General features: G+C 62.8%; 22 protein-coding genes and 1 pseudogene. 11 read left to right on the forward strand and 12 right to left on the reverse strand.

Annotated features, from left to right (window positions below):
- Positions 1 to 24: 24 nt before the first annotated feature.
- Positions 25 to 1,263, reverse strand: coding sequence for an ABC transporter substrate-binding protein (locus tag G6N74_RS17265; RefSeq protein ID WP_165119170.1), 1,239 nt, complete (start codon positions 1,261 to 1,263; stop codon positions 25 to 27).
- Between the two features lie 395 nt (positions 1,264 to 1,658).
- Between G6N74_RS17265 and G6N74_RS17270 the strand changes: the two genes are divergently transcribed.
- Positions 1,659 to 2,708, forward strand: coding sequence for a LacI family transcriptional regulator (locus tag G6N74_RS17270; RefSeq protein ID WP_165119171.1), 1,050 nt, complete (start codon positions 1,659 to 1,661; stop codon positions 2,706 to 2,708).
- A 16-nt stretch (positions 2,709 to 2,724) separates the two neighbouring features.
- Here the strand turns inward: G6N74_RS17270 and G6N74_RS17275 are convergent, their stop codons facing one another.
- Together G6N74_RS17275 and G6N74_RS17280 are read right to left on the reverse strand one after the other, a co-directional pair.
- A complete protein-coding gene (locus G6N74_RS17275; protein WP_165119172.1) occupies positions 2,725 to 4,317 on the reverse strand; it encodes a peptide chain release factor 3 in 1,593 nt (530 codons plus the stop codon).
- 74 nt (positions 4,318 to 4,391) lie between these two features.
- Positions 4,392 to 4,895 carry a hypothetical protein gene (locus G6N74_RS17280; protein ID WP_165119173.1) on the reverse strand — a complete coding sequence of 168 codons (504 nt, stop codon included), beginning with the start codon at positions 4,893 to 4,895 and terminating at the stop codon, positions 4,392 to 4,394.
- A 169-nt stretch (positions 4,896 to 5,064) separates the two neighbouring features.
- On the opposite strand from G6N74_RS17280, the gene G6N74_RS17285 reads away from it, so the two are divergent.
- Positions 5,065 to 6,051 (forward strand): NAD-dependent epimerase/dehydratase family protein, encoded by a 987-nt coding sequence (locus G6N74_RS17285; RefSeq protein WP_165119174.1) that lies wholly within the window; start codon positions 5,065 to 5,067, stop codon positions 6,049 to 6,051.
- On the opposite strand, the gene G6N74_RS17290 is transcribed toward G6N74_RS17285, so the two are convergent.
- Both G6N74_RS17290 and G6N74_RS17295 read right to left on the reverse strand, forming a co-directional pair.
- The gene (locus G6N74_RS17290; protein WP_165119175.1) at positions 6,048 to 6,866 is read right to left on the reverse strand and encodes a class II glutamine amidotransferase; all 819 of its coding nucleotides are present in this window, start codon (positions 6,864 to 6,866) and stop codon (positions 6,048 to 6,050) included. The genes G6N74_RS17285 and G6N74_RS17290 overlap by 4 nt on opposite strands.
- Positions 6,867 to 6,923: 57 nt before the next feature.
- A complete protein-coding gene (locus G6N74_RS17295) occupies positions 6,924 to 7,142 on the reverse strand; it encodes a DUF6356 family protein (protein ID WP_165119176.1) in 219 nt (72 codons plus the stop codon).
- Between the two features lie 106 nt (positions 7,143 to 7,248).
- Between G6N74_RS17295 and G6N74_RS17300 the strand changes: the two genes are divergently transcribed.
- The 6 genes from G6N74_RS17300 (at position 7,249) to tolA (ending at position 11,152) form a co-directional block, all read left to right on the forward strand.
- Positions 7,249 to 7,719, forward strand: coding sequence for an Lrp/AsnC family transcriptional regulator (locus G6N74_RS17300; RefSeq protein WP_091911615.1), 471 nt, complete (start codon positions 7,249 to 7,251; stop codon positions 7,717 to 7,719).
- A 54-nt stretch (positions 7,720 to 7,773) separates the two neighbouring features.
- Positions 7,774 to 8,247 carry a dUTP diphosphatase gene (dut, locus tag G6N74_RS17305; protein WP_165119177.1) on the forward strand — a complete coding sequence of 158 codons (474 nt, stop codon included), beginning with the start codon at positions 7,774 to 7,776 and terminating at the stop codon, positions 8,245 to 8,247.
- Positions 8,244 to 8,894: an HAD family hydrolase gene (locus G6N74_RS17310; protein ID WP_165119178.1), complete on the forward strand. Its 651-nt coding sequence runs from the start codon at positions 8,244 to 8,246 to the stop codon at positions 8,892 to 8,894. The genes dut and G6N74_RS17310 overlap by 4 nt, the downstream gene beginning before the upstream one ends.
- A gap of 70 nt (positions 8,895 to 8,964) precedes the next feature.
- Complete coding sequence (locus G6N74_RS17315) at positions 8,965 to 9,774, forward strand: isocitrate lyase/PEP mutase family protein (RefSeq protein ID WP_165119179.1); 810 nt, start codon at positions 8,965 to 8,967, stop codon at positions 9,772 to 9,774.
- Positions 9,771 to 10,775 carry a proline racemase family protein gene (locus tag G6N74_RS17320; protein ID WP_165119180.1) on the forward strand — a complete coding sequence of 335 codons (1,005 nt, stop codon included), beginning with the start codon at positions 9,771 to 9,773 and terminating at the stop codon, positions 10,773 to 10,775. The genes G6N74_RS17315 and G6N74_RS17320 overlap by 4 nt, the downstream gene beginning before the upstream one ends.
- Positions 10,772 to 11,152, forward strand: a complete 381-nt coding sequence (tolA, locus tag G6N74_RS17325; RefSeq protein ID WP_165119181.1) for a cell envelope integrity protein TolA — start codon at positions 10,772 to 10,774, stop codon at positions 11,150 to 11,152. The genes G6N74_RS17320 and tolA overlap by 4 nt, the downstream gene beginning before the upstream one ends.
- A 76-nt stretch (positions 11,153 to 11,228) precedes the next feature.
- On the opposite strand, the gene G6N74_RS17330 is transcribed toward tolA, so the two are convergent.
- On the reverse strand, positions 11,229 to 11,933 hold the full coding sequence (locus G6N74_RS17330; protein WP_165119182.1) for a sulfate transporter family protein: 705 nt from the start codon (positions 11,931 to 11,933) through the stop codon (positions 11,229 to 11,231).
- 237 nt (positions 11,934 to 12,170) lie between these two features.
- Between G6N74_RS17330 and G6N74_RS17335 the strand changes: the two genes are divergently transcribed.
- Entirely contained in the window at positions 12,171 to 13,163 is a 993-nt protein-coding gene (locus tag G6N74_RS17335; RefSeq protein ID WP_165119183.1) for an adenosine kinase, read from the forward strand.
- 23 nt (positions 13,164 to 13,186) lie between these two features.
- Here the strand turns inward: G6N74_RS17335 and G6N74_RS17340 are convergent, their stop codons facing one another.
- Both G6N74_RS17340 and G6N74_RS17345 read right to left on the reverse strand, forming a co-directional pair.
- Positions 13,187 to 14,485 (reverse strand): PQQ-dependent sugar dehydrogenase, encoded by a 1,299-nt coding sequence (locus tag G6N74_RS17340; protein WP_165119184.1) that lies wholly within the window; start codon positions 14,483 to 14,485, stop codon positions 13,187 to 13,189.
- Between the two features lie 116 nt (positions 14,486 to 14,601).
- Positions 14,602 to 15,480, reverse strand: coding sequence for an alpha/beta hydrolase family protein (locus G6N74_RS17345; protein ID WP_165119185.1), 879 nt, complete (start codon positions 15,478 to 15,480; stop codon positions 14,602 to 14,604).
- A gap of 348 nt (positions 15,481 to 15,828) precedes the next feature.
- Between G6N74_RS17345 and G6N74_RS17350 the strand changes: the two genes are divergently transcribed.
- Complete coding sequence (locus tag G6N74_RS17350) at positions 15,829 to 16,182, forward strand: hypothetical protein (protein WP_165119186.1); 354 nt, start codon at positions 15,829 to 15,831, stop codon at positions 16,180 to 16,182.
- 5 nt (positions 16,183 to 16,187) lie between these two features.
- On the opposite strand, the gene G6N74_RS17355 is transcribed toward G6N74_RS17350, so the two are convergent.
- The 4 genes and pseudogenes from G6N74_RS17355 to G6N74_RS17370 form a co-directional block, all read right to left on the reverse strand.
- Positions 16,188 to 16,418 (reverse strand): hypothetical protein, encoded by a 231-nt coding sequence (locus tag G6N74_RS17355; RefSeq protein ID WP_165119187.1) that lies wholly within the window; start codon positions 16,416 to 16,418, stop codon positions 16,188 to 16,190.
- 16 nt (positions 16,419 to 16,434) lie between these two features.
- Positions 16,435 to 16,776, reverse strand: a pseudogene (locus tag G6N74_RS17360) (phosphate acyltransferase); the annotation flags it as partial.
- Between the two features lie 13 nt (positions 16,777 to 16,789).
- Positions 16,790 to 17,467 carry an isochorismatase family protein gene (locus G6N74_RS17365; RefSeq protein ID WP_165119188.1) on the reverse strand — a complete coding sequence of 226 codons (678 nt, stop codon included), beginning with the start codon at positions 17,465 to 17,467 and terminating at the stop codon, positions 16,790 to 16,792.
- 99 nt (positions 17,468 to 17,566) lie between these two features.
- The gene (locus G6N74_RS17370; protein ID WP_165119189.1) at positions 17,567 to 19,855 is read right to left on the reverse strand and encodes an NADP-dependent malic enzyme; all 2,289 of its coding nucleotides are present in this window, start codon (positions 19,853 to 19,855) and stop codon (positions 17,567 to 17,569) included.
- Between the two features lie 115 nt (positions 19,856 to 19,970).
- Here G6N74_RS17370 and mutS point away from each other — a divergent pair, with 115 nt between their 5' ends.
- On the forward strand, positions 19,971 to 22,691 hold the full coding sequence (gene mutS, locus G6N74_RS17375) for a DNA mismatch repair protein MutS (protein WP_376767721.1): 2,721 nt from the start codon (positions 19,971 to 19,973) through the stop codon (positions 22,689 to 22,691).
- Positions 22,692 to 22,934 lie beyond the last annotated feature (243 nt).

Consider the following 22,934-nt stretch of genomic DNA (forward strand, 5'->3'; position numbering starts at 1 on the left):
CGGTGTGCAGTATCGGCAGCAAGATCAGTCGGCGCTCGAGACGATGTCGGCAAAACGCTTCTGGGCGTCTTCGACGGTCAGGCCCTGATTGGAGAAGAACTCGGAGAAGAGATCCTCCTTCTGCTTCTGGGTGTCCTGCGACATGAGCTGGTCGGTCCAGGGCATGACATTGCCCTTGGCCAGGATGTCGAGGCCTTTCTTCATGCAGTCATTGGCGGCGTTCAGGTCGACGTCGCCACGTACCGGCAGCGAGCCTTTCTTGAGGTTGAACGCAACCTGCGTCTTGGGATCGAGAAGCGTCGTCGCCAGCGCTTCCTGCGCCTTGGACTTGGCTTCGTCCTTCAGCAGCGGGAAATAGAAAGCGTCGCCGCCGGTCGCGATCATCGGATTGAGGCCGAGCCCGGGCAGGCAGGAATAATCCTTGCCGGCCACCTTTCCGGCAACCTGGAACTCGCCCTGCGCCCAGTCACCCATGATCTGGCCGCCGGCCTTGCCGGTGATGACCATGTTGGTGGCCTGGTTCCAGTCCTGCACATTGGTGCCCTTCGACATTTTGCGGGCGTCGTCGGCGGCCTTGAAGACCTTGCCGATCTCTGGCCCGGCGGCAAACGCCGCATCCTTGTCCTGATAGACTTTCAGGAAAGTGTCCTTGCCGCCAACTGCGGCGAGCAGAACGTCGAACGCGCCGGATGCCTGCCAGGGCTGGCCGCCGACTGCCAGCGGCACGATGCCGGCTTTCTCGAGGGCGGGAGCAGCAGCCACGAACTCGTTCCAGTCCTTCGGCACGGCGACGCCGGCCTTCTCGAAGGCTTCGTTGGACAGCCACAGCCATTGCCATGAATGGATGTTGACCGGCACGCAGTAAATCTTGCCGTCGATGGTGCAGCTGTCGAGCAGGCTCTTCGGCCGAACGATCTCGGTCCATTTTTCCTTGGTGGCGATGTCGGTCAGGTCGCGCATAAGCCCGGCCTGCACGAGCTCCTCGGCCTGGCGGCCGTGGTTGAACTGGGTGGCGCCCATCGGATCGCCGCCAGTAATACGGCTGATCATGATCGGGCGGGCGGTGCCGCCGGAACCGGCAATGGCGCCGTCGACCCAGTGATTGCCCGTCGCGTCGAAGGCCTTGGCGAGCTCGCCAACCGCGGCTGCTTCGCCGCCGGAGGTCCACCAATGCGTTACTTCAAGATCGGTCGCCGAAGCGGCGGCGGCAGTCATGAATGCAACCCCAGCTGCAAGCGCAGCGGTCGTGAGACAATAACGCATCGTCACTCCTCCCTGAAATCTGAAACGTTACAGCCCGGCACGCTATGCGAAGAAAAATGACTTCGCAACAGAAGAGTGGCCTGTCGCCATGATTTTTTCGCGCCCCGAATAAATATCACGCAGCGCCAAGCCTGGATCGCAGGCGCAAAAATCCGTGCTGCATTGCAATAAATCAGCAGAAATTTGCGTTAAAAATCAAGGTTTCGATTATTCCCTTCACCGATAGCCGGCTAGTCTTCCGATGCGCAGCGCGGCCAACCTCAACCCACAGTTCAGGGGCAATCGATTTCGCACCGCACAATTTCTGAAACGTTACAGGTATTGCGGGAAACACTTGCAAGGTCCAATGTTAGAGTGCGATATGCGGTCACTCTGGGGAGCCGCAGGCAACGGCAATGAATGACAGACCACAAACCGACGATCCGGCAGGCCCGGCCTCTTCCAGAACGGACGAGCGGCCGACGCTGAAGACGATCGCCTTCATGACCGGGCTCGGCGTCACCACGGTTTCGCGCGCCTTGAAGGATGCGCCGGAAATCGGCGTGGAGACGCGCAAGCGCGTCCAGCTCGTCGCCCGCCAGGTCGGCTACCGCCCGAACCGCGCCGGCGTCAGGCTGCGCACCGGCAAGACCAACGTCATCAGCCTGGTGCTCAACACCGAGGAGCAGGTTGGCGGCTTCGTCTCCGACATGATCTACGGCATTTCCGAGCATCTGGCGCAGACGCCCTACCACTTCATCGTCACGCCCTATTCGCGCACCAACGATCCGCTGGAGCCGGTGCGCTACGTGCTCGAGACAGGCTCGGCCGACGGCATCATCATCTCACGCACCGAGCCCAACGATGCCCGCGTGCGCTACATGGTCGAGCACGGCTTTCCCTTCACCACCCATGGCCGCACCCATATGGGGATCGAGCATCCGTTCCACGACTTCGACAATCGCGCCTATGCCGTTCAGGCCGTGCGCAAGCTGAAGGCGCTGGGACGCAAGCGCATCACGCTGCTCGCTCCGACGCCCAACCTCAGCTATTACCGGCACATGCGCGAAGGCTTTCTGGCAGCTTTGGCCGAATGCGAGCTGGACGAGATTTCCTTCGGTACGGCCAATCTGGATCAGTCGATCGACGAAATCCGCGAGCACACCAGGGAACTGATGCGCCGGCGCACGCCGCCCGACGGCATCGTCAGCGGCAGCGGCGCGGCGACCTTCGCCCTGGTCGCCGGCACGGAAGATGCAGGGCTTGCGGTCGGCGCCGATGTCGACATCGTCTCGAAGCAGTCTTCGAAGCTGCTGCATCTGCTGCGGCCGAAGATCTACGTCGTCAACGAAGACGTCCGGCTCGCCGGCCGCGAACTGGCGCGCTCCGTCATCGGGGCGATCGACCGCAGGGCGGTGAGTTCATTGCAGAGCCTCAGCGTGCCGGAGGCCGTGGAAACCTGCTGACGGCAAAGCTTCGAATTCAAGCCGCCCTGTCGCGGACCTGATAATCCTTGATCGCGGCGAAGTGGATCGCCTTCCAGCGCTCGGCCTCGTAGTTCAGCGAGAATTCGTGCTGGGCGAGGAACACCGGGTCGCCGTCGAGGTCGCGGGCAATGTCGCCGCGATGCGATTCGATGAAGCGCAGCAGGTCTTCCTTGTCATCGGCATCGATCCAGCGGCAGATCGAAAAACGCGCCATCTCGAAATCGACCGGCAGCGTATATTCCGCCGACAGACGTTCCTTCAGCACGTCGATCTGCAGCGCACCGACGACGCCGACAATGGCCGGCGAGCCGTCCTCCGGCTGAAACAGCTGGACGACGCCCTCCTCGGCCATCTGCTGCAGCGCCTCCTTCAGCTTCTTGGCTTTCATCGCATCGCCGAGGCGGACGCGGCGCAGGATTTCCGGTGCAAAATTCGGCACGCCCCGGAACAGAATATCCTCGCCCTCGGTCAGCGTGTCGCCGATGCGCAGCGTGCCGTGGTTGGGAATGCCGACCACGTCGCCGGCATAGGCCTCGTCGGCGGTGATGCGCGAACGGGCGAAGAAGAACTGCGGCGCAGACAGGCTCATCTGCTTGCCCGTGCGCACCAGCTTGGCCTTCATGCCGCGCTGAAGCGTGCCGGAGCAGACGCGCACAAAGGCGATGCGGTCGCGGTGGTTCGGGTCCATGTTTGCCTGGATCTTGAAGACGAAGGAGGTCATCTTCTCCTCAGTCGCCTCGACCTTGCGCGTGTCTGCCTCCTGGGCGCGCGGCGCGGGACCGTAATCGCCCAGCGCCTCGATCAGGTCACGCACGCCGAAATTGCGAAGCGCCGAGCCGAAATAGACCGGCGTCAGGTGGCCCTCGCGGAACGCCTTGAGATCGAAGGGCCGGCAAGCCTCGCGCGCCAGTTCCAGTTCCTCGATGAAGGCCGGCCGGTCATTGTCGGGCAACAGGCCGGCGGCGCGGTTGGAATCCGGCCCGCTGACCGGCGTCCGTTCCTTCTCGTCGTCACCGCGGCGCACCGCATTCTGGGCGAGATGGTAGGTGCCGGCAAAGGTCTTGCCCTGGCCGATCGGCCAGGTGATCGGCGCGGTGTCGAGCGCCAGCTTCTGCTCGATCTCGTCGAGGATCTCGTAGGTATCGCGGGCCTCGCGGTCCATCTTGTTGACGAAAGTGACGATCGGGATGTCGCGCATGCGGCAGACTTCGAAAAGCTTCAGCGTGCGCGGCTCGATGCCCTTGGCGGCGTCGATGACCATAACGGCCGAGTCGACCGCCGACAGCGTGCGATAGGTGTCGTCGGCAAAGTCCTCATGGCCGGGCGTGTCGAGCAGGTTGAAGACGTTGTCGCCATATTCGAAGGTCATCACAGAGGTGACGACTGAAATGCCGCGCTCGCGCTCGATCTTCATCCAGTCCGAACGGGTCTGGATGCGGTCCTTCTTGGCCTTGACCTCACCGGCAAGCTGAATGGCTCCGCCGAACAGCAGCAGCTTTTCGGTCAGCGTCGTCTTGCCGGCGTCCGGGTGCGCGATGATCGCGAATGTGCGGCGCCTGGCAACCGCCTTGGCTATGTCTTCAGCCATTTACGATGATCCTGTTGATGCGCGGGCTTCTAGCAGCACATCGACAGGCTGTCGAATGCGAAATGGCGACGCAGCTAGGCCAGCTGCAGGCTGCCGAGCGGATGAAACCGCCTGACTGCGAGAAAGCCGGTTATAAGGAAGAACAGCAGCACGATGCCCTGCACGATCGCGAAGGGTGGCTCGGAGCCGGTGGGCGCCAGCGCATTGAGCGCCGGTACCTTCAGGAACGACTGCACGACCAGCACGAAGCAATTGAGGTAGAGCGAGATCACCGCCGTGACGACATAGATCCAGCGCCACGAGCCGGCGAGGTGATAGGCGTAGCGCGCCGCTATTGCCGCAATCAGCAAGATCATCGACAGGATCCCGAAAGCGATAGCCGGCGTGAACCCGTTGAACGGAAAGAGAAAACCGGTGACGCTGGTCAGCACCGTTGTGAGCAGAAAGATAGACGTCCAGCTGTCCATGCGCTGGGACTTCAGAAGCCCGTAGAGAACGACCAGTCCTGTTACGATACCAATCAGGCTGATTATGACATGAAGAAGAGTGAATGTGGAAAGCGACATACCGAGCAGCATAGCTTTGTTCCCTCAAACAAACTTCCCCTACGGAACTACGGTGCCGTGAGTTTGTAAAGACCTCCATTAAGTAAAGAACCGCGGCCAACCAGAGAGAGCGTCTGGCCCTTTGCCATCGACGGCGAATCTGAAATCACTGCGCGATGTTCGAACTTGAGGCCTAACCGCGATGAAAGTTCTGGTGACGGGAAGTGCAGGCCATCTCGGCGAGGCGCTGGTGCGCAGCCTGCACGAGCAGGAGCACGAGGCCATCGGGCTCGACGTTCTGGCTTCACCCTCCACCAACGATGTCGGTTCAATCACCGACCGCAACTTCGTTCGGCGCCACATGTACGGCGTGCAGGCGGTGCTCCATGCTGCTACGCTGCACAAGCCGCATGTCGCCACTCACAGCCGGCAGGATTTCGTCGACACCAATATCAGCGGCACGCTGAACCTGCTGGAAGAGGCTGCCACTGCAGGCGTGAGCGCCTTCGTCTATACCAGCACGACCAGCGTCTTCGGCGACGCTCTGGTGCCGCCGGCAGGTGCTCCCGCCGCCTGGATCACCGAAGACATTATGCCCGTTCCCAAAAACATATACGGCGTGACCAAGGCAGCGGCGGAGGATCTGTGCCAGCTCTTTTCGCGGAACCAGAAGCTGCCGGCAATCGTGCTGCGCACCTCGCGCTTCTTTCCCGAGGAGGACGATGACAGCGATGTGCGCGAAGCCTATCCAGATGACGCCAATGTCAAGGTCAACGAGTTCCTGAACCGGCGCGTCGACATCAGCGATATCGTCGATGCGCATCTGCTCGCCATCGAGCGCGCGCCGGCGATCGGCTTCGGCAAATACATCATCAGCGCAACCACGCCCTTCCTGCCAAAAGACCTGGCCGAACTGCGCACCGACGCGCCGAGCGTCGTGCGGCGGCGAGTGCCGGGCTACGAGGCCGAATACCGGCGGCTGGGCTGGACGATGTTTCCGAGCATCGGTCGCGTCTACGTCAACGAACGCGCGCGGCGCGACCTCGGCTGGCAGCCACGCTACGATTTCGCCTCGATCCTCGATCGCCTCAAGGCCGGGCACGATCCGCGCAGCCCGCTGGCACAGGCCATCGGCTCGAAAGGTTATCACGACGAGGTTTTTGCCGACGGCCCCTACCCGGTGAATTAGGCCGGGATACGCTGGCGAGGTGCTGAGGCCACTGCCGGTGCTTCCGGCTCAAACGGCCGAATCGTCATCGCGTCCGTCGTCATCGTGACGAAACTCGACGGCGGGATCGGCTGCCAGTTCGGGCCTTCGCGGTCGAAGGGTTCCGAGACGAGGCAGCGCCCACCGGAACCGCGAAAAGACCCAGCATAGAGCGTCGGCGCATGGGCGTCGGTGGAATAGCGGATCGCATAAAGCGTCTCGCCGTCGGAAAAGGCGGCGGTCAACTTCAGCGCCGGTTCCAGCCCGGCACGGCGGCAGGCTTCAAGTACCCGCACGGTCGCTCGCTCCGACGCGCCTTGCGGGTCTTCGGCCAACCCCTCCTGAAGCATCATCAGGAAAAACAATTCGGAATCGGTCGTGCCTTCGCGTTGGTCGTAGAGCGCGTCGCTGATCGAATTTTCGAGGCCGCGGCGCACCCGCTCGAAGCCGCCAATCTGGCCGTTATGCATGAAGGACCAGCGGCCCGACACGAAGGGGTGGCAGTTCATGCGGCTGGTGGCGCCGCCGGTGGCGGCGCGGACATGGGCGAGGAACAAGCCGGACCTGATCTGCCTGCACAGGCTTTTCAGGTTCGGGTCGGACCATGCCGGAAGGATGTCGCGGTAAAGGCCGGGTTCAGGCCGCGCGCCATACCAGGCAACGCCAAAACCGTCGCCATTGGTCGGCGACTTGGCTTCGAGCGCATGATGACTCTGGGCGATCAGCGAATGGCAGGGCGCGGCGACGATGTCTTCGAGAAAGACTTCCGGTCCGAGATAGGCCGCCCATCGGCACATCGATTTACTTGCCCCTCAAGCATAGCCCCGAAAAGTTCCAGACTTTTCGGATGAAGGTCATGCGTTCTTCGCGCGATTATGCGTCCGCTCGTAGAGCTGGCGAATGATTCCGCTCGCCGTAGATTCGAACAGGAAGGGTAACAAAGCGTGAATGAGGGCTGCGAAGGCGGCCAGGAACAGTTTTCCCGAAAACTTGCCGGCAAAGGCCATGTGCTCGAGATAGCTCTCATCGACGGAGGCCGGGTGATCAGTGAAAATCCTTGCGACGCGGTTCATGTCTGTCTCCCATTTTTGACCGTGACGTGAAGATTAACCCGCCCAATATGGCGATTCGTCCCAATTCGTCCTTGCCTGAGAGATAATTTTGGGACATTCATCCCAAATGAGCGATAAAATAGATACGATTGATCGAAGATTGCTAGCCGAACTGCAGCGTGACGGCACGCTTTCGGTCGATCAGTTGTCCGAACGCGTCGCCCTTTCGCGCAATGCCTGCTGGCGGCGGGTCAAGCGGCTGGAGGACGACGGCTTCATCACCGGGCGCGTGGCGCTGGTCGACGCCGAAAAGCTCGGGCTCGGCCTCTCGGTCTTCATCATCGTGCGCACCTCGAATCACGATCCCGAATGGCTGGTGAAGTTTCGCAGTGCGGTCACCGCATTCCCGGAAATCACCGGCGTCTACCGCATGTCGGGCGACCTCGATTATGTGTTGCGCGCCCGTGTCTCGGACGTGAAAGCCTATGACCGCCTCTATCAGCGTCTGATCGCCCGGGTGCCGCTGTCCGATGTCTCCGCCTCCTTCGTCATGGAAGAGATCAAGGAAACGACGGTCGTTCCTGTCGAAATCCGTTGAATGAGACCACGTCGATAATTGACGAAACGCTCAAGCCGGACGATAGATCGCGCCATGAAAACGGCTCCTCAAAATTCTCCCATCGTCGGCGTCGTCCGGCTTCCCCACAGCAACGGCCTCGACCTGCCGGCCTATGAGACGGCAGGTGCTGCCGGCATGGATTTGCGCGCGGCGGTGCCTGAAGACCGGCCGCTGCTGATCCTGCCCGGAAAGCGGGCGCTGGTGCCAACCGGGCTGATCCTCGAAATCCCGGAAGGTTTCGAAGGGCAGATACGTCCGCGCTCCGGCCTTGCCTTCAAGCACGGCATCACCTGCCTCAACACGCCCGGCACGATCGACAGCGACTATCGCGGCGAGGTCAAGGTGCTGCTGGTCAATCTCGGCGACGAGGACTTTGTCGTGACCCGCGCCATGCGTATCGCGCAGATCGTCTTTGCGCCGGTGACGCGGGCCGCGATCGAGGAACGCAGCCTTGCCGGTTCGACCGAGCGCGGCGCGGGTGGCTTTGGCTCGACAGGCAGCGCGTGACGACGCCAAAGCTCGTCATCTTCGATTGCGACGGCATTCTGGTCGACACCGAGCGGCCGGCCAACGAGTTCATGGCTTCCGTGCTCACGCAACGGGGCTTTCCGGTCACCTATGAGGAGTGCCGGCGGCGTTTCGTCGGCCGCTCGCTCGTCTCGGTCCAGCAGGAGATCGAGGCGACAGGTATTACGATCGGCAATTTCGTCGATGACATCTATGCCGAACTGCCGCGCATTCTAGACGGCGTGCAGGCCATTCCCCATGTCGAGACTTTCATCCAGACTGTTGAAGCAGCAGGCATTCCCTTCTGCGTGGCCTCCTCCGGCAAGCCGGAAAAGATGCAGATGACGCTCGGCGGCACCGGGCTTCTGCCATATTTCGAGCATGCCATGTTCAGCGCAACGATGGTCGAGCGCGGCAAACCTTTCCCCGACCTGTTCCTTCATGCGGCCAAACAGATGGGCTTTGCGCCTGCTGATTGCATCGTCATCGAGGATACCGTCGCCGGCGTCACGGCGGGAGTCTCGGCTGGCATGCGCGTCTTTGCCTATCATGGCGACCCGCATTCCGACCGTGACGGAATGGCGGCTGCCGGCGGCATCCTGTTCGACGACATGCGCGCGCTGTCAGGATTGATTCCGATCGCCTGAATCGGATTTGCGGTGCCACAATCTCCAGCGTAGACTTGGCTTCAATTCACCCTGATCGAGGTCATCTGCAATGGACAAGGGCGCGGTTTTTCGCAAGCTCCATGAGGCGCCGGGCGCCTTCGTCATCCCCAACCCGTGGGATATCGGCACGGCCAAGCTGCTGGCGGCCTCAGGCTTCAAGGCGCTGGCGACGACCAGCGCCGGTTTTGCCTTTTCGCGCGGCCTGCCCGATGGCGGCGTGCCCTTCGACGTCATGATCGCCCACTGCAAGGAACTGACCGGCGCAACCGACCTGCCGGTTTCGGCCGACCTGGAAAAGGGCAAGGGCGACAGCCCAGAAAGTGCTGCCGAAACCATCTTCGCCGCCGAAGCGGCAGGCCTTGCCGGCTGCTCGATCGAGGATTTTTCGGGCGATCCGGCCAAGCCGGTGTACGAGTTCTCGCATGCGGTCGAGCGCGTGACGGCAGCCGTCGAGGCGGCGCGCGCGCTGCGGCACGATTTCGTCTTCACCGCGCGGGCAGAAAATTTCCTGCGCGACAACCCCGATCTCGACGACACCATCGCGCGGCTGCAAGCCTTCGAGCGGGCAGGTGCCGACGTTCTCTACGCGCCGGGCCTCACCGACATCGAGACGGTCCGCAAGATCTGCTCGGCAGTGTCCAAGCCGGTCAATGTGCTGGTCGTTCCGGGCTTCACCGTGGACGGGCTTGCCCAGGCCGGCGCGAAACGCATCTCGCTCGGCTCGAAGCTGACGACCTATGCCTTCGGCATGCTGCAGAAGGCATCGCGTGAAATGCTGGACAAGGGCACTTTCGAATTCTCGCGGGACGGCATGGCCTTCGGCGCATTGCAGACCATGTTCTCGACCGCCGACGCATGATCGAAAACATCACCGTCGTCGACATGCACACTGGTGGCGAGCCGCTCCGGATCGTCACCGGCGGCTATCCCAGAATTCCCGCCGAAACGATCCTGCAGAAGCGGGCTTACGTGCGCGACAATCTCGATCATCTGCGCAAGCTGTTGATGTTCGAACCGCGCGGCCATTACGACATGTATGGCGCGCTGCTGGTCGAGCCCGATCTGCCGGGCGCAGACCTCGCCGTGCTGTTCATGCACAATGAAGGCTATTCGACCATGTGCGGCCACGCCATCATCGCGCTTGGCCGTTACGCGATCGATCAGGGCATCGTCGCGGCGCAGGAACCGGTGACCACCGTCAACATCGAATGCCCCTGCGGCATGGTCCTCGCCTCGGTCGAGGTGAAGGACGGCAAGTCGGGCGCTGTTTCGTTCGAAAGCGTGCCGGCATTTCTGTTTGCGCGCGACCAGAGCATCGACCTGCCCGGCCATGGCAGTATCGCCTTCGACATCGCCTATGGCGGCGCTTTTTACGCGCTTGCCGACTGCCGCCAGTTCGGGCTGGAATTCGGCAGGAACCGCGCCCGCGATTTCGTCGATGCGGCCACAGCCCTGACCGAAACGCTGAAGCGTGATTTTCCGCTGTCGCACCCCGACCACAAAGACCTCGCCTTTCTCTACGGCACGATCCTGACGGATGGCGGCGACGGCTCGAAGGGCCAAGCGACAAAAAACGTCTGCGTCTTTGCCGAGGCCGAAGTCGACCGCTCGCCAACGGGTTCGGGCGTCACTGCGCGGCTGGCCGCCATGCATGCCAAGGGTGAATTGGCAGTGGGCGAGACACGGCTGTTCGAAAGCATCGTCGGCTCGCAATTTTCCGGCTCGGTGGCACGGACGACGAAGACTGGGGCGCACGACGCCATCGTCGCACGCGTCGGCGGCAGGGCCTTTTACTCTGGGAAAGGCGAGTTCTTCCGCGAAGAGGAAGACGAATTGGGTCGAGGGTTTCTGGTTCTATGAAATTGGCAAATCAGATTTTTCTGGCGCTCCTTCTCTGCCTCGTGGGCATTTCAAGCAATGCGCAGGCACAGGACAGCGCTGTTTCCGATCTCGTCAGCGCGCTTCGGGGCGAGGTGCAACGCTGTTGGGCGCCACCTATGCTTACCGGCAAGCGGCCAAGACCGGCCGTGATTTCCGTCCGCCTCAATCGCGACGGCTCGCTCGACGGCACACCAGTGCTCGCCAATCGCTCCAGCAACGAGAATTTCAAAGTGATGGCCAACAGCGCCATCCGCGCCATCGAGCGCTGCGCGCCTTTCGAAAGCGTGCGGCAGAACCATGTTCCCTATGACAAATGGCGCCAGCTGAAGCTGCGTTTCGTAGCGCCCGAGTTTTAAAGCATGATCCCGAAAAGCTGCAGACTTTCGGACAAGATCATGCTTAAAAATCAATACCCTAGACCTACCCGGCCTGTCAGGCGCCTTCCCGCACTGACACCATCTTGTGCAGATGCACCATCATGGCGGCGGCAAAGAGCGGCGTCAGCAGGTTTAGCAGTGGCACGGCCAGAAACGCGGCTATCACCAGACCTGCCATGAACACCGTGCCGGCATATTTGCGCCGCAGCGCCTTGGCCTCGGTTTCCGTCCGGAAGCGCATGGCGGCGAATTCGAAGAATTCGCGCCCGAGCAGGTAGCCGTTGACGACGAAGAAGGCGCCGATATTGACCCCCGGCACCAGCAGCAAAAGCAGGGCGAACAGATTGCCCAGCACGACGATGCCGAAGAATTTCAGCGACATGATCAGCGCCGGAATGGTCGGTACGGCGCGGCCAGGCCTGTCATTCGGATAGTCGCTTCTCTCGACAAGCTCGGCGACATCGTCAAGAAACAGCCCCGCAATCACCGCCGTCACAGGCGCGATCAGCAGCGCCAACCCCAGCGCAAGCCCGATGCCAGCAAGGATCGCAGCGATCAGGCTGAGCCAGCCGGCCCAGGATGGAAATCCGGGCAGCAGCGCATCGATCCACGGCAGGGCCAGCGCATCGAATGCCTGATGCAGGCCGAACCACAGTGCGGCCAGCGCCAGCAGCGTGATGCCGATCGTCTTGAAAAACACCGTGCGGAATTCGGCGGTGAAGAGCTTGCTGGCTGCGGCGCGGGCGGCGTCGAGGATCATCGGCAACAGTTCCTTTCGCGTCCGAAGGGCCGCTTGCAACCGCCGAGAGATAGGCAGGCTTTCAGCCGACCGCAAGAACGCGCTTTCGGCGCGGTTTGCAAAACCACCCCGTTTTCTTGCCTGACCATGATCTTTTGCGAAAACCGGGTTCCACTTTTCAAGATCATGGTCTAGACCCACGCGCGGCCGGCGTGCCAAAGGAATTGGTCTTTCCTGCGCGGTTCTGCGGAGTTTTTCATGAGCCAGTATGACGTGCTTTGCATCGGCAATGCCATCGTGGACATCATTGCCCAATGCGACGACGCCTTTCTCACGGAAAACCGCATCATCAAGGGGGCGATGAACCTGATCGACGCCGAACGCGCCGAGCTGCTTTACAGCCGCATGGGCCCGGCGATCGAGGCTTCGGGCGGCAGCGCCGGCAACACGGCGGCGGGCGTTGCCAGCTTCGGCGGACGCTCGGCCTATTTTGGCAAGGTCTCGCGGGATCATCTCGGCCAGATCTTCACCCATGATATCCACGCCCAGGGCGTCGCCTTCGACACCAGCCCGCTGACGGGCACTCCGCCGACAGCGCGCTCGATGATCTTCGTCACGCCCGACGGCGAGCGCTCGATGAACACCTATCTCGGCGCCTGCGTCGAACTCGGCCCGGACGATGTCGAGGTCGACAAGGCGAGCGGCGCAAAAGTCACCTACTTCGAAGGTTACCTCTGGGATCCGCCACTGGCCAAGGAGGCGATCCGCATGACCGCGGCCCACGCCCATGCCGCCGGCCGCGAAGTATCGATGACGCTGTCCGATCCCTTCTGCGTCGACCGCTACCGCGACGAATTCCTCGACCTGATGCGGACCGGCACGGTCGATATCGTCTTTGCCAATGAGAGCGAGGCGAAATCGCTCTATCAGACCGAATCCTTCGAGCAGGCGCTGGAATTGATCCGCAAGGATTGCAAGATTGCTGCCGTCACCCGCTCCGAGCTCGGCTCGGTGATCGTGCGCGGCGACGAGACCGTTGCTGTCGATGCGATCGAGATTGAAAAACTCGTCGACACCACCGGCGCCGGCGACCTCTACGCCGCCGGTTTCCTGTTCGGCTACACGGCAGGCCGCAGCCTCGCCGATTGCGGCAAGCTCGGCTCGCTCGCCGCAGGACTGGTCATCCAGCAGATCGGCCCGCGCCCGCGCAAGAATTTGCGCGAGGCAGCCGAGCAGGTCGGGCTGATCTAACGCCGCTCCAAGTTCCGGAGCTCTCAGGCTCCCGTCACACGCCAGATTGCATCGCCGGCGTCGTCGGCCACCAGTAGCGAGCCATCCGGCCCGATGGCGACGCCCACCGGGCGGCCATAGGAAACCTTTTCGTCCGGGGCGAGGAAGCCGGTGAGGATATCCCGCGCCGGGCCAGACGGTTTTCCTCCCTCGAACGGCACGAAGACCACGCGATAGCCCGAGAGTTTGCTGCGGTTCCATGAGCCGTGCTGGCCGATCGCCATGCCGTCGGGGAACCCCGGCAACGTGCCCGCCGGCATCCAGCACAGGCCGAGCGACGCCGTGTGGCCGCCGAGCGCGAAATCCGGCTGGATGGCGCGCGCGACCAAAGCTGCATCCTGCGGCACGCGATCATCCACCGTCTGGCCCCAGTAGCAGTAGGGCCAGCCGTAGAAGCCACCATCCTGCACCGAGGTGAGATAGTCCGGCGGCGTCTCGTCGCCGAGGCCGTCGCGCTCGTTGACGACTGTCCAGAGCGCGTTCGTCTGCGGCTCCCAGGCGAGCCCGACCGGATTGCGCAGGCCAGCGCCGAAGATGCGGCCCTGACCGGTGGCGATGTCATATTCGTAGATCGCCGCGCGGCCTTCCTCGGCCTCCATGCCCTCATCGCCGATATTGCTCTGCGATCCGACGCCGACATAGAGCCTGGTGCCGTCGTTGCTGGGAAGGATGCTGCGCGTCCAGTGGCCACCCGGCTTGAAGTCGAAGATTTTTTGGCCGGCAGCCGAAATCCGTGTCTCGCCGGAGCGATAGGGGAAGGCCACCAGCCCGTCGGTGTTGCCGACGTAGAAAGTGTCGCCGACCAGTGCCATGCCGAAAGGCTGGTTGAGGCCGGAGAGAAAGATTTCCCGCGTCTCGGCCACACCGTCGCCATCCGCGTCGCGCAGCAGCGTGATGCGGTTCGCGCTGACGCCGACGGCGGCGGCCCGCTTCATGGTGCTGTACATCGCGTAGTCGAATGCCGAGCGTATGCCGCCGGGCGTGCTCAATGCCTCGGCGATCAGCACGTCGCCGTTCGGCAGAACCTCGATCCAGCGAGGATGCTGCAATCCCCGTGCGAAGGCGTTGACCTTGAGGCCGGGCGCGGCAACCGGCGTCCGCCCCTCATCCCAGCCCCGTGCCGTCGGCATCTTCAGCGTCGGAATGCCTTGCGGCCTTGCCGGCGGGATCGCGGGTGTGTCGCCGACCGCCTGCGGCAAGGTCTGGTCACCCCGATGACGCAACAGGATCACGCCCGCGCCAACCATTGCAACCAGCCGCGCGAAGATGTCCGAAAAGGCCATTGATGATATTCCCGCTCATGAATGATGGCTGCAGGAATACACAAGTCGAACGCGGGTTGAAACCCGGCATCGCGAAGCCAGCCGTACAGAGCCCTGTAGTTCTGCCGCCAGGATCGTCAGATGGTCTCGAAAAAGCGAAGCGCTTCCGCACTTTCGCCGGGTATGGCCGAGGAGTGATCGCCTTCGACGATGGCGCGGCGCACATCCAGGCCGGCCGCCCGCGCCCGCGATACCGTCAGGCGGACGGCGTGATCGCTGTTCATCTCCTTGCTGCCATGGAGCATCAGCACCGGGCACTTGAAGCTGCCGGCAAAACAGACCGGCGAGCGCATGTCGAACTCCTGCGGATCGTCGACATCGAAGCGGATGTCCTCGGGAAAATGGCGGAAGAAAGCCCGCGCGTCCGGGTTGCCCGCATAAGCGGCGGCGGCACGGAAAGGATGCCTGCTCATGGCCGCAAGCAAGGTGAGCGTTCCGCCGACGCTGTGCCCCGCGATGTAAAGGCGGGCCGGATCGACCCCCGGATAGGCCCGCAGGACGTCGGCTACCGCAAGAACATCCGCCGTCTCGTCATAAAAGCCCGAAAAGCTGCCCGGCAAGCCGTTCTCGCCGCGCATGGCGGGGATCATCGCCACATAGCCCGCTTTCACGAAGGGATGCGCAAGATCGTCCCAATGGCCCGGCCACAATGCATTGCCGCCATGCAGGACGAGCACGCCCGGCCGAGGCCTTGACGCATCGGCGTTCTCCGATACCCAGGCGACAAGCTTGAGCGGGCCGGACCTGTAGTCCACCCGCCGGGCGCCATGCGGCGGCGAAAGCGGCTGCGGCGGATCGGGCGAAGGGCCGGTCTGGGTCAAATGCGTACGAAACCGCTCGCGCGCCACCGCATAGTCCTCGCGAACAAGCTTCGGCTCGGCCCTGGCGGCGGTTGCAGGAAGAAGCAACCCGGCAGCGGCTGCATGGGAGAGAAAAGCCCGGCGGTCCATCTTCATGAGGAGCGCGTCCTGTTTCGACCAGCGAAGCCATCGCCGGTTAATAAGCCAATTTCACGGCTTTATCTAATCTTGAGCGCCACGCGACGGAAATCAACTGCCTGCAACGCCAGTTGCGGTGGCTACGGCGTTCACATTGTCGCTACTTCGGATTGAAGAAGCGCGGGACAAAGGATGGCGTCCGCCGCAAGGCAGACGCCTAAAAGCCTTCACGCCCCCGCATTATACGCCATACGCCGCGATCGCCGCTATGTTGACGATTCGAAACGAGGCCGCTTATTCAGGTGGCCATCCGTGGATGCAAAACAATCACAGGTCGCGTTTCATTTGTGTCAGAAGGAATGCTTTATGAAATACGAACCGATCCCCGAGTTTGATCGCGAAGAAATACTCCGTCAACTTAAGAGCGGGAATGAAAATGAAGAGAACATAGTTCTCGCCATATTAAGTGCGGCTCTGCACGATGACGATTGGTTGTGGGCCCAGAATATTTGCCTGAAAGGACTCGGCCACGCGAACTTTGTCATTAAACGTGCAGGCCTCATCGGGCTAAGCCATGTAGTCAGGCTTCATGGTCGGCTGGATCTCGATGTGGTGGCGAAGAAGCTTTCTCCTTATCGGGAAGCGCACGAACTGAGCGGATACGTCGAAAACCTATTTAGCGACATCAATATCTACCATCGCCCGCAAAGCGAGAATTAAAATACTCAATCAGCAAACGAGAGATCTCTAATCGTTTCCCTGTCTATCTTCCCAACATAATGGCAATATGTTCCACGATTGAGGAGCGCTGCCACCTCCATTTCGTCGTCGAACAATATTACTTTCTCCCCGAGAGAAAGTTCTTGATAAGCAGCGTTCCAATCCTCTCTGACCTCAATCAGGTCGATATCTTCGCGCTCATTGAAATCGACTTTTAGCCGTTGCAAATTCATCATCAATTGCTAATCGCCCTCACGCCCCCGCGTTATAGGCGGCGATCGCCGCCATGTTGACGATGTCGCTATCCTTGGCGTTGAGCTGCACGATCTGCACCGGCTTGTTCAGCCCGACCAGCAGCGGCCCGATAACGGTGGAGCCGCCGAGTTCCTGCAGCATCTTGGTCGAGATCGAGGCCGAGTGGAACGCCGGCATGATCAGCACGTTGGCCGCGCCCAACGGGCGGCAGAACGGATATTGCTGCTGCGTCAGCCGGTGGTTCAGTGCAACGTCGGCGGCTATTTCACCGTCATATTCGAAATCGACGCGGCGCTTGTCGAGGATCTTCACCGCCTCCTGCACGCGCTCGGAGAGCTCGAGCGCCCCGGCTTCAAAGGCTGGCGTAAAGCTCCGCCGCATTCTCGTAGGTGAAGCGCAGAGGCACCGCGCCCTCGACCATCCACGCCTGAACCGTCTCGCCGGCCATCAGCCGGCAGGCGTTGGTGGTATCGGCAACCGCACCGCCATAGAGCCGGTTGGCGAGGTTGAGAATACCGGTCTGGTGCATGGCGACGCTGCCGCTGCCGCAGGCATCCTTGACCAGCACGACGCGCAGGCCGGTTGCCACCGCATGCTTGACGGTCGCGTCGATGCAGGCTTCCGTCCAGACGCCGGCAACGAAAACCCATTCAACACCGCGCGCGCCAAGCAGCGCTGCCAGCCGGCCGTCGCCAAAGGCGCTCGCCTCGGATTTTATCAGCAACGGCTCATCGCCCAGCGGCGCAACCTCGGGGCAGATCGCGGTGAGCGGATCGTCCTTGTCGCTGAAATAGGAACGGCCATCGCTAAGAACCGGGTGAAACGGCCGGCTTGCCGCTGCATCGACGACATAGGCGAAATGCAGAACCGGCAAGGCGGCAGCGCGCGCGGCCTCCTGCAACCGCACCACATTGGCGAGCACACGGTCGTAGTCCACGGCGAGCAGGCGTGGATCTCCGCGATGCTCCTCCTGCAGGTCGATACAGAGCAACGCCGCCTTCGACGGATCGAGGGACAAGAAGGCTTTCATGCAGGCAATTCTCCGCAGCAATATCTGCTGCGGATTAACAGCCTGCTCCGCTATTGTCCGCTATCCCTGCAGCGACGCTGTCGAGCGGTTTTTAGCCTCTCACGCCCCCGCGTTATACGCCGCGATCGCGGCCATATTAACGATGTCGGAATCCTTGGCGTTGAGCTGCACGATCTGCACCGGCTTGTTCAACCCGACCAGCAGCGGCCCGATGACGGTGGAACCGCCAAGTTCCTGCAGCATCTTGGTCGAGATCGAGGCCGAGTGGAACGCCGGCATGACCAGGACGTTGGCAGCACCCGACAGGCGGCAGAACGGATATTGCTGCTGCATCAGCCGGTGGTTCAGCGCGACGTCGGCGGCCATTTCGCCGTCATATTCGAAATCGACGCGGCGCTTGTCGAGGATTTTTACTGCCTCCTGCACCCGCTCGGAGCGCTCACCCTGCGGGTGACCGAAGGTGGAGTAGGCAAGCATGGCGACGCGCGGCTCGTAACCCATGCGCCGCGCGAAGCCCGCCGCCTCCTCGGCGATGTCGGCGATCTGCTCGGCATTGGGCATGTCGTGGACGGCGGTGTCGGCGACGATCACCGTGCGGCCACGGCACAGCGCGATCGACACGCCGATGACGCGGTGGCCCGGCTTGGCGTCGATGACGTGGCGGATATCGTCCAGCACCGTCGAATAGTTGCGCGTCACGCCCGTCACCACCGCGTCCGCGTCGCCCAGCGCCACCATGGTCGCGGCGAAGTGATTGCGGTCGTTGTTGATCAGGCGCTGGCAGTCGCGGAACAGGAAGCCTTTGCGCTGCAGCCGCTCGTAGAGATAGTCGGCATAGACGGCGTTACGGCGCGACAGACGCGCATTGATGATCTCGATGCCCGGCTTGTCGAGATCGACGCCGGCATGGCGGGCGTTTTCCTTGATGACATCGTCGCGTCCGACGAGGATCGCCGTGCCGAGCTTCTGGTTGGCGTAGGACACCGCCGCGCGCATGACCTGCTCCTCCTCGCCCTCGGCGAAGACGACGCGCTTGGGCTGGCGGCGCACGCGGTCGTAGATGCGCTGGAGGGTGGAAGCGATCGGGTCGCGTCGGGCCGAAAGCTCGTTGGCATATTTGCCGAGATCAAGGATCGGACGGCGGGCGACGCCGCTTTCCATCGCAGCCTTGGCCACAGCCACCGGAATGGCCGAGATGAGGCGCGGGTCGAACGGCACCGGAATGATGTAGTTGGGGCCGAATTTCGGCCGCATGCCCTGATAGGCGGCGGCGACATCGTCGGGCACATCCTGCCGTGCCAGCGCGGCAAGCGCCTGGGCGGCAGCAACCTTCATCTCGTCATTGATGGTGGTCGCCCGCACATCGAGCGCGCCGCGGAAGATGTAGGGGAAGCCCAGCACATTGTTGACCTGGTTCGGATAGTCCGAGCGCCCGGTCGCCATGATCGCATCGGTGCGGATTTCCGCCACTTCCTCCGGCGTGATTTCCGGATCGGGATTGGCCATGGCGAAGATGATCGGGTTTTTCGCCATCGACTGGATCATCGGCGTGGTCAGCGCCCCCTTGGCCGACAGGCCGAAGACGATGTCGGCGCCGTCGAGCGCGTCGGCCAGCGTGCGCGCATCGGTCTTGGCGGCATGCGCCGACTTCCACTGGTTCATGCCTTCGGTGCGGCCCTGATAGACCACGCCCTTGGTGTCGCAGAGGATGACGTTTTCCGGCGTGAAGCCCATCGACTTGATCAGTTCGATGCAGGCGATGCCGGCCGAGCCGGCACCGTTGCAGACGAGCTTGGCCGTCTTCATGTCGCGGCCGGTGATCTCCAGCGCGTTGATGAGGCCGGCGGCGGCGATGATCGCGGTGCCATGCTGGTCGTCGTGGAAGACCGGGATATCCATCAGCTCGCGCAGGCGCTGCTCGATGATGAAGCAGTCCGGCGCCTTGATGTCCTCGAGATTGATGCCGCCGAAGGACGGCCCGAGAAAGCGGACGCAGTTGATGAACTCGTCGACATTCTCGGTATCGACCTCGAGATCGATGGAATCAACGTCGGCGAAACGCTTGAATAGCACCGCCTTGCCTTCCATCACCGGCTTGGAGGCCAGCGCGCCGAGGTTGCCGAGGCCGAGGATGGCGGTGCCGTTGGAGATGACGGCGACCATGTTGCCGCGCGTCGTATAGTCGAAGGCGCGGCTCGGGTCTTCCGCGATGGCCAGAACCGGCACGGCGACGCCCGGCGAATAGGCGAGCGACAGATCGCGCTGGGTGGCCATCGGCTTGGTCGGATTGATCTCCAGCTTGCCGGGTCGGCCGGACGCGTGGAAATCGAGCGCCTCCTCGGCGCTGACGGAGGGGCCTGCGTTGTCGGATTTCTTGCCGGATGCCATGATTAAGCGCAGTCCCTTCCCTAACGTGCTTCTTTTTGTGGAGTGTTCGGGATTAAGGCTACACTTCCGCCCTGTAAACCGCCAAGCAGGACAAAGCTCTTTTTTGGATGACACAGTGAACGACGAAACGCCGATCCGCATCGAAGGCAGCTCGCCCGCTTTGAACGCGGCAGCCGCCACGCCGATGATGGAGCAATTTATCGAGATAAAGGCGGCGAACCCGGATTCGCTGCTGTTTTATCGCATGGGCGATTTCTACGAGCTGTTCTTCGACGACGCGGAAGCTGCCTCGCGCGCGCTCGGCATCGTTCTGACCAAGCGCGGCAAGCACCAGGGCCACGACATTCCGATGTGCGGCGTGCCGGTACATGCGGCCGACGACTATCTGCAGAAGCTGATCGGGCTCGGCTTTCGAGTCGCCGTCTGCGAGCAGATCGAGGACCCGGCCGAAGCCAAGAAGCGCGGCTCGAAATCGGTGGTCAAGCGCGATGTCGTGCGGCTGGTCACTCCCGGCACGATCACCGAGGAAAAACTGCTGGCGCCGTCGGAATCGAGTTTCCTGATGGCATTGGGGCGCGTGAAGGGTGGAGCCGACAACACCTACGCGCTGGCCTGGATCGAGCTTTCGACCGGCATTTTTCGTGTGGCGGAAACCTCAGCCGACAATCTGCTCGCCGACATCTTTCGCGTCGATCCGCGCGAGCTGATCATCGCCGAGCCGGTCTTCTACGACGAGGAGCTGAAGCCAGTTTTCGATCTGGTCGGCCGTGTCGCCAGCCCGCAGCCGCCGAGCCTGTTCGATTCGGCCTCGGCACCGGCCCGCATCGCCCGGTTCTTCGAGGTGGCGACGCCGGACAGTTTCGGCACGTTTTCCCGCGCGGAGCTGTCGGCGATTTCAGGCATCGTCGCCTATGTCGAGAAGACGCAGAAGGCCGAGCGCCCGCCGCTGTCGCGGCCCGAACGCGAGCAGTCGGGCTCGACGCTGTTCATCGACCCGGCGACGCGGGCCAATCTGGAACTGCTGCGCACCATGGGCGGCAGCCGCGACGGCTCGCTGTTCAAGGCGATCGACCGCACCGTGACAGGCGCCGGCGCGCGGATGCTGGCCGACCGGCTGATGTCCCCGCTGACCGACCCCAAGACGATCAACCAGCGCTTCGATTCCATCGCCTTCTTCCTCTCCGAGCGCCGCCTTTCCGAAAGCCTGCGCGCCTGCCTGAAGGGCGTCGCCGACATGCCGCGCGCGCTGACGCGGCTGGCGCTCAACCGCGGCAGCCCGCGCGATCTCGGCGCGCTGCGCTCCGGCTTCGAGGCAGCGCTTGCCCTGCGCACGCTGTTCACCGACGTCATCGCCCCCGCCGAGGTGACTGCGGCACTCGAGGCGATCTCGGCGCTGCCGATACGCTTCGCCGACCATCTGACGGCTGCCCTTGGCGACGAGCTGCCTCTGCTCAAGCGCGACGGCGGCTTCGTCCGCTCGGGCTATCATGCCGAACTCGACGAGATGCGAGCGCTGCGCGACGAATCGCGCCGGGTGATCGCCGGCATGGAGCGCGACCTGATCGAGGAAACCGGCATCCGCTCGCTGAAAATCCGGCACAACAATGTGCTGGGCTACTACATCGAGGTGACCGCCAACCATCAGGCGATCATGATGGGATCGGACGAAGCCAAGGGCCGCTTCATCCATCGCCAGACCATGGCCAACGCCATGCGCTTCACCACCACCGAACTGGCAGAGATGGAAACCAAGATCGCCAATGCCGCCGAGCGCGCGCTGTCGATCGAGCTTGGCGTGTTCGACGTGCTGGTGGCGGAATCGGTCGGCCAGGCGCAAGTGATCCGTTCAGGTGCTGCGGCTCTTGCCGTGCTCGACGTGTCGGCAGCACTCGCCGTGCTGGCGCTTGCTGAAGCCTGGTGCCGGCCAGTGGTGGATGCCAGCCTTGCCTTCGAAATCGTCGGCGGGCGTCATCCCGTGGTCGAGCAGGCGCTGCGGCGCGCGGCGGCCAATGAATTCGTCGCCAATGACTGCGACCTGTCGCCGGAAGACGGCGCCAAGGCCGGCGCGATCTGGCTGCTGACCGGCCCGAACATGGGCGGTAAATCGACCTTCCTGCGCCAGAATGCGCTCATCGCCATCCTCGCGCAGATGGGCTCCTACGTCCCGGCGAAATCGGCCAGCATCGGCGTGGTCGACCGGCTGTTCTCACGCGTCGGCGCATCCGACGATCTGGCTCGCGGGCGCTCGACCTTCATGGTCGAGATGGTCGAGACCGCCGCGATCCTCAATCAGGCCGGCGAGCGCGCGCTGGTCATCCTTGACGAAATCGGGCGCGGCACGGCGACCTTCGACGGCCTGTCGATCGCCTGGGCGGCGGTGGAATACCTGCACGAGAAGAACCGATGCCGTGCGATCTTCGCCACCCATTTCCACGAGATGACCGCACTCGCCGGCAAGCTCGAGCGGCTGCATAACGTCACCATGCGGGTCAAGGAATGGGAGGGCGACGTCGTCTTCCTGCACGAGGTCGGCAAGGGTGCCGCCGACCGTTCCTACGGCGTGCAGGTGGCCCGCCTTGCCGGCCTGCCCGATGCCGTGGTGCAACGGGCCAAGGACGTGCTGCACCAGCTCGAAGCCGGCGAGACATCCGGGAAGGCCGACCGCCTCGTCGACGACCTGCCGCTGTTTTCAGCGGTGGTGAAAAAGGAAGCGCCCGCACCGGCCAAGAACGACGCGCTGGGCGGCGCGCTGGCGGCGCTCAATCTCGACGAGATGACGCCGCGCCAGGCGCAGGAGGCGTTGTATCGGCTGAAGGAGATGCTGGGGAAGGGGTGAGGCGGTGCAGCGCGCCAACTTCCCCCTGATAAGGAATTCGCTACGAAGTGGCGGGTGGGGACGAAAGATAGACAGTTATCCCCGTTCCCGATTTCCTGCGCGGTAAACCCCTCTCCGTCTCGCTGCGCTCGACACCTTGCCTGGGCGAGCCGCGGGTCTCGCCCGTCCTTCGGACCCCCGCAAGCGGGGCGAGGAACCCAAGCTTTGGAAGGTGAGCGCCTGCATCGCGGCAGCGGTTCCTCG

This window comes from Mesorhizobium zhangyense, from assembly GCF_011045115.1.
Taxonomy (GTDB): Bacteria; Pseudomonadota; Alphaproteobacteria; order Rhizobiales; family Rhizobiaceae; genus Mesorhizobium_M; species Mesorhizobium_M zhangyense.